The organism is Nostoc foliaceum FACHB-393 (assembly GCF_014698505.1).
GTDB classification, from domain to species: Bacteria; Cyanobacteriota; Cyanobacteriia; order Cyanobacteriales; family Nostocaceae; genus Nostoc; species Nostoc foliaceum_A.
Map to the genome: position 1 here is coordinate 1 of NZ_JACJTD010000131.1, position 7,641 is coordinate 7,641.

At 39.8% G+C, this 7,641-nt stretch carries 15 protein-coding genes; 11 read left to right on the forward strand and 4 right to left on the reverse strand.

Annotation, left to right across the window (positions count from 1 at the left end):
• From H6G92_RS37460 to H6G92_RS37495, 8 genes are all read left to right on the forward strand, one after another.
• On the forward strand, positions 1 to 642 hold a 642-nt coding region (locus H6G92_RS37460; protein ID WP_190901766.1), incomplete at its 5' end, for an AAA family ATPase.
• A 147-nt stretch (positions 643 to 789) separates the two neighbouring features.
• Positions 790 to 1,140, forward strand: a complete 351-nt coding sequence (locus tag H6G92_RS37465; RefSeq protein WP_190901768.1) for a hypothetical protein — start codon at positions 790 to 792, stop codon at positions 1,138 to 1,140.
• Positions 1,141 to 1,188: 48 nt separating this feature from the next.
• Positions 1,189 to 1,335, forward strand: a complete 147-nt coding sequence (locus H6G92_RS37470) for a hypothetical protein (RefSeq protein WP_190901770.1) — start codon at positions 1,189 to 1,191, stop codon at positions 1,333 to 1,335.
• Between the two features lie 5 nt (positions 1,336 to 1,340).
• Complete coding sequence (locus H6G92_RS37475) at positions 1,341 to 1,901, forward strand: WGR domain-containing protein (protein ID WP_190901772.1); 561 nt, start codon at positions 1,341 to 1,343, stop codon at positions 1,899 to 1,901.
• Between the two features lie 49 nt (positions 1,902 to 1,950).
• Positions 1,951 to 2,181, forward strand: coding sequence for a hypothetical protein (locus tag H6G92_RS37480; RefSeq protein ID WP_179069479.1), 231 nt, complete (start codon positions 1,951 to 1,953; stop codon positions 2,179 to 2,181).
• Positions 2,182 to 2,368: 187 nt separating this feature from the next.
• Positions 2,369 to 2,665 (forward strand): hypothetical protein, encoded by a 297-nt coding sequence (locus H6G92_RS40095; protein ID WP_242059503.1) that lies wholly within the window; start codon positions 2,369 to 2,371, stop codon positions 2,663 to 2,665.
• Positions 2,666 to 2,818: 153 nt separating this feature from the next.
• Entirely contained in the window at positions 2,819 to 3,046 is a 228-nt protein-coding gene (locus H6G92_RS37490; protein WP_190901774.1) for a hypothetical protein, read from the forward strand.
• Between the two features lie 18 nt (positions 3,047 to 3,064).
• Positions 3,065 to 3,358: a hypothetical protein gene (locus H6G92_RS37495; protein ID WP_190901776.1), complete on the forward strand. Its 294-nt coding sequence runs from the start codon at positions 3,065 to 3,067 to the stop codon at positions 3,356 to 3,358.
• Here H6G92_RS37495 and H6G92_RS37500 read toward each other — a convergent pair.
• Positions 3,344 to 3,718 carry a hypothetical protein gene (locus H6G92_RS37500; RefSeq protein WP_190901778.1) on the reverse strand — a complete coding sequence of 125 codons (375 nt, stop codon included), beginning with the start codon at positions 3,716 to 3,718 and terminating at the stop codon, positions 3,344 to 3,346. The two genes, H6G92_RS37495 and H6G92_RS37500, sit on opposite strands and share 15 nt — an antisense overlap.
• Complete coding sequence (locus H6G92_RS37505) at positions 3,715 to 4,047, reverse strand: DUF5674 family protein (RefSeq protein ID WP_190901780.1); 333 nt, start codon at positions 4,045 to 4,047, stop codon at positions 3,715 to 3,717. The genes H6G92_RS37500 and H6G92_RS37505 overlap by 4 nt, the downstream gene beginning before the upstream one ends.
• Positions 4,048 to 4,085: 38 nt before the next feature.
• Between H6G92_RS37505 and H6G92_RS37510 the strand changes: the two genes are divergently transcribed.
• Genes H6G92_RS37510 through H6G92_RS37520 form a run of 3 tightly spaced genes read left to right on the forward strand, consistent with a single transcriptional unit; the run spans position 4,086 to position 5,458 of the window.
• Positions 4,086 to 4,301, forward strand: coding sequence for a hypothetical protein (locus H6G92_RS37510; RefSeq protein WP_190901781.1), 216 nt, complete (start codon positions 4,086 to 4,088; stop codon positions 4,299 to 4,301).
• 10 nt (positions 4,302 to 4,311) lie between these two features.
• A complete protein-coding gene (locus H6G92_RS37515) occupies positions 4,312 to 4,632 on the forward strand; it encodes a hypothetical protein (protein ID WP_190901783.1) in 321 nt (106 codons plus the stop codon).
• Entirely contained in the window at positions 4,625 to 5,458 is an 834-nt protein-coding gene (locus tag H6G92_RS37520) for a GIY-YIG nuclease family protein (protein WP_190901785.1), read from the forward strand. Before H6G92_RS37515 ends, H6G92_RS37520 begins: the two co-directional genes overlap by 8 nt.
• Positions 5,459 to 5,484: 26 nt before the next feature.
• On the opposite strand, the gene H6G92_RS37525 is transcribed toward H6G92_RS37520, so the two are convergent.
• Positions 5,485 to 6,819 carry a transposase gene (locus tag H6G92_RS37525; RefSeq protein WP_190901787.1) on the reverse strand — a complete coding sequence of 445 codons (1,335 nt, stop codon included), beginning with the start codon at positions 6,817 to 6,819 and terminating at the stop codon, positions 5,485 to 5,487.
• Positions 6,820 to 6,956: 137 nt separating this feature from the next.
• A complete protein-coding gene (locus tag H6G92_RS37530; RefSeq protein WP_190901789.1) occupies positions 6,957 to 7,424 on the reverse strand; it encodes a hypothetical protein in 468 nt (155 codons plus the stop codon).
• Positions 7,425 to 7,641: the final 217 nt, after the last annotated feature.

The window sequence follows — 7,641 nt, forward strand, 5'->3', positions numbered from 1 at the left end:
CTTCTTGGTTCTTTAGTTGGTGAATCAGAGGGCAATGTACGCCGCGCATTAAAGACTGCTGAGGCGATCGCACCCTGCATTTTATGGATAGACGAAATAGAAAAAGCCCTTTCTGGCAGTGGTGACACTAGTGGAGTCTCACAGAGGATTCTGGGTAATATCCTTACATTCATGTCCGAATCTCAGTGTGGCGTGTTTGTCGTAGCAACTTGCAATGACCCCTCTGCACTGCCAAGTGAGCTAAAGAGGAAGGGAAGATTTGACGAAAATTTCTTTGTTGATCTGCCGACCTCACCAGAACGGGTACAGATTTTAGGGATTCACCTAGAGCGATTCGGTATTCAAGTACAGCTTGAATATCTCGAAGCGATCGCTACCAACACTGCAAAGTTTTCAGGGGCAGAACTGGAAACCCTTGCTTCGGAAGCTGCTCTGCTGGCATTTGATGAGGGTAGACCGCAGCAGGTAACGCTTGCTGACCTCGAAACCTGTTGTCAAACCATTACCCCGCTTGCGATTCAGGACGCTGCGGCAGTTGAAAGAATGCAGGTGTGGGCATCCACCGCACGACGGGCTAGTAGTCCTGTGGTTGCAGCGAAAACTCAATCTTTGCGTGCTGCTAAATTTCGGAATATGAACTGAGAAATAATTTTGGGGAAAGGGGAAAGAGAAAATAATTAACACAATTTCTTTTTCTCCTTATCCCTTTTTTATAAGCGATCGCCTGGGCATGGGCGGTTACGAAGAAAGCTTTTTTCTTAATGGTTCGCATCAAAGGGATTGCAAACAATGACGACAGATTTAGTTACTTATTACGGGCAAACTGACCTGATTAACCAGTTTGTTGATAATTATGGCGCACATTTAGAGAAGTTAGATAGAGAAACTAAACTTTTGCTGCGTACAACTTTGTCCCAATATGTTTTCATGCAGCGAATATGTAGTCCTGAAGATTATTCTCTAACAGAAGCTTTGACAGATGGAAATTTTGAAAGATTTCTTTGGAATGGTATTCCAGAGGTTTTAAAAAATATCTGCTCTCAGTTGAAAGGATTAACAGCAGACGAAGCAGAAACGATACTTGAAGCTTTACAACATCAATTGCGTTGGGGCAATGCCCGAATACAAAGAAGTGTGTGATTGTTAAACACTAATTTACTAATCAAATTATCTAAACTGGAGAACAAAATGAGTAAGCCTTCAAGTTTCGAGGACTTCAAAAACTCTTTGTTAAACAAAGATGTCCCACCACCTGCTAAACCCAAACAAGAGAGCTTTGAAACCTTTAAGAACAGGATTTTAGGTATATCTAATCCACAACCAACGGAGAAATAATCAACATGGAAATCTATTTAGTCTATGTTGATGCTATCCAGAACAGCAATAAGTTCTGGGCGGCTATTGTCGAAGACGGTAACTTAACAGTGCAGTGGGGCAGAGTCGGTTATAAGGCGCAAACCAAAGTCCACACATTAGGCAATCATCAAAAAGCCATTGCTAAATTTCATAATCTGGTGGCAGAAAAAAAATCCAAAGGTTACAGCGAAAGCCAGCCAGAGATTGATGCTAGCCGTAGTGTCGCAGACATTAGACGAGCTATTCAATTATTGAATATTATCCGTCCTTGTATTGCTAATAGGATTTTTCACGATGGCTATATTAATACCCTAAATGAGTATTTGAAAATAGTACCAACACCTTTAGGGATGCAAATTGACTACCACAGAGTTTATCGCACAGTAGAAGATATTGACTATCAGCGAGAGTTACTCAATTCTTTGTTAACCACACCTACACCACAAGTTGCTGCGGTGGCTGTTGGTCATACCCCTGAAGCAACAACAGAAACGGCAGTTGTCAGTCTTAAGACTATCAGTAAGAACTTCTGGCGACATTTGTGATTGTAAAGGTGCAGATGTAAGCTTTTGATAAAAGTAGGATCAAAAAACAATGTCTAACACAGAAAAACTACATTATGATTATGGCTCTGAATTTGAAGAGGGCGAAGAATCAAGTTGGTTGTGGATAGCAGAAATGAAAGAGCCAGCACTGCCTGAACCTCATTGTTATTCCTTGCTTCTTAGTGCGCGAGGAACTCGTGCGGCAGAGCTAATTAAAAATTTTCAGTCTTTATCCCCAGATGAAGCACAAGAGTATGCAAGAAAATTAGCTTTTGGCTAAACAAAAAATATAAATTTCAGATAAGAAAAACAGTAGATTACTAATTAATCTACTGTTTTTTAATAGATTTAATACCTTGCAAAAAGCTCATGCAATATCAATATTACGTCAATGATGACTCAAATTACTATTCAATAGCAGATCAGATAACAACATGAAAACTCAAAAGATATCTCACCAATCATCTATGACTTCAAATAATCAAAGTAAATTAGTTCTTCGTCGGACTCGAAAAAGATTTAACCCCAAAGTATTCATCAACCGCACGATAGAAACATTTGCAATCGGCTCTCTACTTTTAACTGGTTTCTCAGGAGTGGGAGCAATGGCTTGTTGGGGGCTGGAGATTATTGAGACTAAGGGACTTCCAAATAAAAAAATATACCATCGCTATAGAGGCAGGGGGCAGGGAGCAGGGAGCAGGGGGAGGGATAGTCGTAGTGAAGTCCAGAAATTGGATAATTTAATTTCTGGAAGTCCCTAATACTAATCCCAACATAATCATCTCTGGTTGGGAGTACCAGAAAAACAGAAGTCTTGGAGCTATGTTGGTCAGTTTTTCTGCATTCTTGGGCAGTTCTTTAGTCGGAGCAAGCCTCAGTATTCAACGAGATAAATTTTAGGGAGAGAAACGACAATGGAAATCAAATTAACCATGTCAGAGATTCGGACTATATTGCAAGGCTGTCAATATACATTGCGTCTTGTAGGGAGTAGTAAAGATTATCGCAGGCTTCAATCGTCTGAGTACTTTTCTACCTCCAACGATGTTGTGCTAAACGATGCTTTCAATATTTTGGGAGAAATAGTAGATGCAATTGATGGTGTACAACAGGCGACTCAACAGCAAACAGAAAGAATCTGAATTTAGAGGAGCAAAAAAATGACATTAACTCTGAATAATCGCTCTCGAAACAAAGAATCGTCCCTGACGCAAGCGTTACGACAAATACAACAGCTAAACTCCAAGATTCAAGAGTTGGAGCAGCAGCATCTCTCTTATGTGCAGGAGCAACAAAATCTGATTAGTGCCATTGCCGAAATCTGTGTTTCTCCAATGCAGGAAATACAGGCACTGCGGATTCTGATTTATCGGGGAGAAGCAGGTTGTCGGCAGTACTTGCGATCGGTGTTGGTTAAACAACGTCAGACTTCATCGAGTTCAGGCGCTCAGTGATTCTGGTTCTGTACGTGATATTTCCAAAACTCGCTGTAACCAATATGAAGTTTCAAGAGAAGCAGATTGTTTTTGTTCGGCATCCGACCAAATATTATCCCAGTCAAACAACCAATTAGTCAGCAAACGAACTAAGTCAACTAACTCACAAGCTCGGTCAATGTCGTCTGCTTTTACCATGTCGGGTACTGTCCACTCAATAAAGTACCGACTTTCTTTTACCAAAGGCAGCATCAAATCTCTTGATGAGTCTCCAACCCACATAGACTGGATTTGCGATAGATGATTTGCCAAGTGATGCAACCGAATAGTCACATCATCTTGTGTAAAATTTTTCTGCTCTGGTGTCATTTGGATCATAAGTTTCCCAAGAACTCGATAAGAAGTTGAGCAACCCTTTCTCTAATATTAGGGTTTAAAATCTCCATTGACCTATTTTGCCGGGGACGAAGATTAACCATTGATTCAAAAATCATTTTCCCAGTCAAAGGCATAAAACTGGCAGCCCAAATATCTTGTTGTCTACTACCGTCTTTCAATAGCTCTTTTTCGCAATCAGCGTGCAGATCGCCACCACCAACCAGCACCCGACGCTCGATATCGACTGCGGTTTTGATGTAGAACTTGTGTTCAGTAAGCATTTGTTCTATTTGTTGAGCAGTGGCGCGATTACGTAATAGGAAAATCATTCAAATCATAACCTCTATCAGGGAAAGGCATTCTAATTATGGAACGGAATCAAGCACAAGTAATTGCTGTAAGTCTCGCTGGTATATTAGCGGCCATATCTATCGGGTATTTGGGTGTGCAATTTTTTGGCAAGAATGCAATGTACATGATTGCGACAGGAATGTTTGGGCTGGGTACTGGGGGAGCTATCGGTCAGGTTTTGGCGGAGAAAAGGCAGCAGCGAGTAGTACAAACACAGTCAAAACAACAATAATTGAAATCGTATGGAAGCTTCAAAAGTTGTCACTATTCCCAATCATTGGACATCACCAAAATACTCGTTAGGGCAAAGAACCAAGCAGGGGATAATTGTTGGGATTCAGTATTATCCACCCAATAATCTACTGACTGGCTTAGGTAACGAATCTTGGCGTTATGCTGTCCTAGATAAAAACGATTTTTCCGAAGTGTCACATCTTGAAGAGGAGAAAATTCATCTGCTTACACCAAGTGAATTACGTGCTGAACTTCAAGCTGAAATTGAAGTGCATCAAATTAAAATTGTAATTCTCAAGCAACAGCTAGGAGAAATCGAAAATGTCTAACCCGGAAGTACCTGAAATAATTGGCAATTCAAATGAGTTAATTTCTTTGCGGCTTGAAGCTGTACTTTGGCGGCAGGAGAGAAAGTCTTTGTTAAAACAAAATACTAAGCTTTCTGCCGAAAATGAGGAAATGTCAAAGCTACTAGATTCAGCATTCAGCCGGATTACTGAGCTAGAAAAAAGCTTGTTATTAGCTGCCGAAAGGTTTTTAAATGACAATTCCCCAGTGAAAGATGATGTCAAAAGTGGCAACACTGTAGGGTGTGATAAGAACAAGGGTAAAAGTCGGAAAAATACTAAATATCCAAAGAGACAGAGAAAATCAAAGAATTCTACATGGGGAGAAGAAAACGTTCGTTCTGGTTCAGTTGTTTATTTTGTAAATTGTGACCCAGCAAATGCAATAAAAATAGGAACCTCAAAAGATGTTCGTAATCGGTTATCTTCAATTCAAACAGGTAATCCATTTCAACTGTTTTTGATAGGTTGTGTTGAAGGAGGGATAACAGAAGAAAGAATACTCCACGAGTATTTTGACGAAATTCGAGCGGTTGGTGAATGGTTTTACACCAGTGACCAATTGTTGAGGTATGTCCTTGACGTAACCAATGTCGGAAAATTTATTCATCCTAATGAATGGTTTCAATCGAATCTATTCCATCTTAAATCAGAGCCTTATATTTTCGATTTGGTCAAGCGGAAGGAGACTACTTTTGAGCAAAACGAAGAAATTATCAATCAAGCGGAGGCTTATATTTCGAGCTTGACTTCTAGTTCCACAACCGACTGTCTATCCTTAATGCCAGCCAAACAAAATTCCAAATAAGTCGTAAATGCAATACCTTAGCCAATTTACGAGGGTTCAATGCCTGTAGAAACGGGATGAATACGCCCTAAAGAAGTAAGCTTGGCAAAAATCTGGGTTAATAAAATAGGCTCAGGCATTTCGGGAAGCATTTTTAAAATTTCACGAACATATCGAAAACCACGATAATGAGCCTTAAGATCAAGGATGCCAGAGTCGGGATTAAGGAGACGAAAATCCGCGAGAAGATGATGGGGTAAGTTGACCATAAAGAATGCTAGATTAACAGCATTAGTTACAGCAGTTTGACTTAAGTTCATAAAATCTTCCAATCCCCAAAATTGCTTGGCATCTCGAAAATTGAATTCGATCTGAAAGCGCAGCTTGTAGTAGTCAATTATTTTCTCAGATGACAATTTCAGGTCGCTAGAAAATAGAATCACATGGCTGCAAGCATGAGTTTTAAGATTGGTTTTGACTAGAATAACTACATTCAGAGCTTGGGCAAATTCTTTGTGAAGTAAAGTCGCTTGATAAATATCAGTTTGAATATCCTCATCAATGGTACTTTTACATAAATACTTGTTAGGTATGTTATCGTAATCAATTTTATCTCCGTATTTACGACGTGAGCGCTTATCGGGATCAGGATTTTGATAAGGTATATAGAGTGCTGAATCGTAGCGAAGCTTAGAAATTATATGTAACTTAACTTGACGAGCCATCTGCAAGGCATTATTGTTCCCAAAATGACCATCCAACACTAAGTAAGTTAGAGGAATAAATTTAGCTAATAACTTAAATAATGACTTAATCATCTTCTGAATTCGCAGTAATTCAGATGTGAGAATTACCTGAGTTTTATTCTTGGTTTTACTCCCCTTTGGTCGCCCACGTTTCTTTTTCTGCTTTATTTCTTTGGTTGGTGACGGGCTAGTTTTTTCTATATCGCTCTTTATGACCTGTTCTATCTGTATTGGAAATGAGTGCCTTTGCCCCACACTTACTAATGATAATGTAAAAAAAGATAGCCCTGATATAGGTTTGCTAACCAGGCTAGAAAAAAATCTATCCAGCCCATAAGTTTGTTTTCCTGATTTACCTATTACAACTTCATCTCCTGCAAGCAAATACACTTCATTTGCACGGAACAAATGCTTGCGGAAAAATAGCCAAAATAACGTTGCCCAAGGTATTACTGTATGAAAGAATCTCAACATTGTCCGATAACTGCCACCAGTGCTTGTCCAACGAGAGATTCCCAACATCGTGACTCGTCCGCTCATCGCTAACATGGCCAGGATTATTTGGTTCAACTGCCGCATTGTTGTAGCGTTTATCTGCGGTAGCAGGCATTGTAAGAGTGATAGGATGTCGAACATGGGCGAATTGTAGTTTTTGAGTTGTCGTTTGGGAAGACAACAACTCTACTACAGAGCGCCCTCTCTCTTCATACTCTTGTTTTGGCGAAGGTATTGAAATGGAAAGCTAGTTTATGCCCAAAGAAATATTCCCTTCATCATTTGAGTGCGATTGTGGCTATCAACTTCATTTTTTCGAGAACACAATCAAGGAAATGAAGTTGATGAGTAAACAGAAAAAAATTCTCCTTTCTGATGGAGCAGATCCAAAACACACTATTGTATTTGAGCATGGATTGATGGCCGATATCCAGTGCCCTAAACAAAAGAAGAAGAAAAACTTGCAAAATAAAAAATAGAAAGCTTGGGAAATAAATTTCAGTATCAGTCATGAAAAGCTTGTAGGGATAGGGTGTAGGGAATCCCATACTTAAAAGCAGACGTTCTGTGAGCATCAGAGGCTGTCGATCCCACTTCATAGAAAAGCCCCAAAAACGGGGCTTTTTTTCATTCCTATTTTTTTTCGTCAACCCTGCCACTTCCTTTGTGACACCCACCCTGTATGGCTTTGAGTGCTTTGAAGTGACACCAAGTTCATAATTGAACCCTGCCGCTTTTTGTGACATTCCTTTAATAGCAAGGGTTCTAGAGTTTTACCCAATCTTGCCGCTTTCTGTGACATCTATACACAGTAAGGCTTTTGGATGTCACGGCAAACCTTGCTGCTTTTTTATGCCGCTTTGTGATCCGATGCAACAGTAAAATATAGATAGCGTTTTAACCAGAATTCAGGCGGATCAACCAAAAAAAACCTCATTTACGCTCGTTAAACTCTTGATAATT

Excerpts from the sequence above, each read along its gene's own strand:
- H6G92_RS37465 (WP_190901768.1), top strand. The coding sequence starts at position 790 with ATGACGACAGATTTAGTTACTTATTACGGGCAAACTGACCTGATTAAC.
- H6G92_RS37470 (WP_190901770.1), top strand. The coding sequence starts at position 1,189 with ATGAGTAAGCCTTCAAGTTTCGAGGACTTCAAAAACTCTTTGTTAAAC.
- H6G92_RS37475 (WP_190901772.1), top strand. The coding sequence starts at position 1,341 with ATGGAAATCTATTTAGTCTATGTTGATGCTATCCAGAACAGCAATAAG.
- H6G92_RS37480 (WP_179069479.1), top strand. The coding sequence starts at position 1,951 with ATGTCTAACACAGAAAAACTACATTATGATTATGGCTCTGAATTTGAA.
- H6G92_RS40095 (WP_242059503.1), top strand. The coding sequence starts at position 2,369 with ATGACTTCAAATAATCAAAGTAAATTAGTTCTTCGTCGGACTCGAAAA.
- H6G92_RS37490 (WP_190901774.1), top strand. The coding sequence starts at position 2,819 with ATGGAAATCAAATTAACCATGTCAGAGATTCGGACTATATTGCAAGGC.
- H6G92_RS37495 (WP_190901776.1), top strand. The coding sequence starts at position 3,065 with ATGACATTAACTCTGAATAATCGCTCTCGAAACAAAGAATCGTCCCTG.
- H6G92_RS37500 (WP_190901778.1), bottom strand. The coding sequence starts at position 3,718 with ATGATCCAAATGACACCAGAGCAGAAAAATTTTACACAAGATGATGTG.
- H6G92_RS37505 (WP_190901780.1), bottom strand. The coding sequence starts at position 4,047 with ATGATTTTCCTATTACGTAATCGCGCCACTGCTCAACAAATAGAACAA.
- H6G92_RS37510 (WP_190901781.1), top strand. The coding sequence starts at position 4,086 with ATGGAACGGAATCAAGCACAAGTAATTGCTGTAAGTCTCGCTGGTATA.
- H6G92_RS37515 (WP_190901783.1), top strand. The coding sequence starts at position 4,312 with ATGGAAGCTTCAAAAGTTGTCACTATTCCCAATCATTGGACATCACCA.
- H6G92_RS37520 (WP_190901785.1), top strand. The coding sequence starts at position 4,625 with ATGTCTAACCCGGAAGTACCTGAAATAATTGGCAATTCAAATGAGTTA.
- H6G92_RS37525 (WP_190901787.1), bottom strand. The coding sequence starts at position 6,819 with ATGTTCGACATCCTATCACTCTTACAATGCCTGCTACCGCAGATAAAC.
- H6G92_RS37530 (WP_190901789.1), bottom strand. The coding sequence starts at position 7,424 with ATGTCACAAAAAGCGGCAGGGTTCAATTATGAACTTGGTGTCACTTCA.